The sequence below is a fragment of the Nostoc sp. ChiVER01 genome (genome assembly GCF_034531155.1).
Lineage (GTDB): Bacteria > Cyanobacteriota > Cyanobacteriia > Cyanobacteriales > Nostocaceae > Nostoc.
The window spans coordinates 3,832-5,411 of the sequence record NZ_JAVRBS010000066.1; the positions used below are offsets into that span (position 1 = coordinate 3,832).

Annotated in this window: 3 protein-coding genes; 2 read left to right on the forward strand and 1 reads right to left on the reverse strand. The window is 39.8% G+C overall.

Features of this window, described 5'->3' with window-relative positions:
• Nucleotides 1–170: 170 nt before the first annotated feature.
• Together RMY00_RS35940 and RMY00_RS35945 are read left to right on the forward strand one after the other, a co-directional pair.
• On the forward strand, nt 171–575 hold the full coding sequence (locus RMY00_RS35940) for a type II toxin-antitoxin system RelE/ParE family toxin (RefSeq protein WP_322652118.1): 405 nt from the start codon (nt 171–173) through the stop codon (nt 573–575).
• Complete coding sequence (locus RMY00_RS35945) at nt 562–864, forward strand: helix-turn-helix transcriptional regulator (RefSeq protein ID WP_322652119.1); 303 nt, start codon at nt 562–564, stop codon at nt 862–864. The genes RMY00_RS35940 and RMY00_RS35945 overlap by 14 nt, the downstream gene beginning before the upstream one ends.
• A 369-nt stretch (nt 865–1,233) precedes the next feature.
• Here the strand turns inward: RMY00_RS35945 and RMY00_RS35950 are convergent.
• On the reverse strand, nt 1,234–1,580 hold a 347-nt coding region (locus RMY00_RS35950), incomplete at its 5' end, for a hypothetical protein (RefSeq protein ID WP_322652120.1).

Consider the following 1,580-nt stretch of genomic DNA (forward strand, 5'->3'; position numbering starts at 1 on the left):
CCACTTCTGTCACGACTGAAACCACTCCCGTCACGAGTTAGACCACTTCAGTTTGTTGGGAAGTGCTGTAGATGCAAAGCAGCTTAAGCGATCGCTTAGTATTTTGTCCTAATCACTAAAATCGCATTATTGCGATAAAATTAATAGTATGCGTAAGCTTATCCCAGACAATGCCAGAAACACGGATTATTTTCTTTCAAGATGATAGAGGAGAAGTTCCAGTCTTAAAGTGGCTAAACAAATTACTTAAACAGGATCGTAAGGGATATGCAAACTGCATCGCTAGAATTGAGCAATTAGCTGAGTATGGTTTTGAATTAAGACGACCCGCCGCAGATTTTCTGCGTGATGGTATTTATGAACTAAGAGCCAAGCACATCAGAGTACAGTATAGAATTCTATATTTTTTTCATGGTCAAAACGTAGTGATTTTAGCTCATGCCATTATTAAAGAGGATAACCAAGTTCCAGATCGAGAAATTGATTTAGCATTAAAATACAAAAATTTATTCATACTCAATTCAGAAATTCATACTTATATCGAACCAGAGGAAGAAACAGATGAAGAAAACTAATGATGCACTGAAAATCATTAAAAGAATGATGAAAGAAGATCCAGAATTACAAGAGATGGTTAGAGAATCATCAATAAATGCTCAGGTATCTCAAATCATCTACGATGCACGTAAAGAAGCGGGACTAACGCAGCAACAACTAGCCGATTTAGTCGGTACTACCCAGTCAGTCATTGCTCGATTGGAAGATTCTGACTATGAGGGACATTCTTTGTCGATATTGGCTCGGATCGCAGGAGCTTTAAATCAAAAAGTAGAAATTAAAATGTCACCTAAAGAAGTTGCTTAAAACCCATCATGGCTAGGGATATTTTTACTGGATTGTAATGTATAACATCCAATGGGAAGCGCTATAGTTTAACGTCGCTCATTGACAATCTAGACAATTTCTGTGATGATTTTATGACTAATTGCGATCGCTCACTTATCGACACCAGAGAGAATTTGTAAATGCAATACTTCGTATTCCTGCTCTGTTATTAGAGAACTGGGTTGAGTAGCTGCAAAAGTATAGGATCGCACTTTGCTTAAAACTATAAATCCTCATCCCTGCATCCCCTTATACCAATTAACGAAAATCAGGCTACAGATACAAGTCTGTAAACTCAAATTAAATCTAACTGTCTTAAATTACGAATTACGAATTACGAATTAAAAATTATTTCCACCATCGCGCCACATCTACAATAGCGCGGGCAACTTCTGCCGTTGCTGCTTCGCCACCTAATGCAAAGATAACTGGAAACAATGCCTTGATATCTTGCAGCAAATTAGGGCGAGTGCGAACAGATAACTTATGAAGTGTATCTTGCCAGAGAGGGAAAAGTTTGGCATTCGGCATTTGTGACAGACCAGAAGCTAATGCACTCAGGGCTGAGGCGCGAGAATACTCATACTGAATTGCCCTAGCGGCGGCGAGTGCTTCTGGCAACAACTCTGGCAGTTTGTCGGCTAATGCACTCAGGGCTGAGGCGCGAGAATCCTCAGACTGAATTGCCCTGGCGG

Bases quoted from the DNA above. Each gene is read 5' to 3' on its own strand.
- RMY00_RS35945 (WP_322652119.1), top strand. From the start codon at position 562: ATGAAGAAAACTAATGATGCACTGAAAATCATTAAAAGAATGATGAAA.
- RMY00_RS35940 (WP_322652118.1), top strand. From the start codon at position 171: ATGCCAGAAACACGGATTATTTTCTTTCAAGATGATAGAGGAGAAGTT.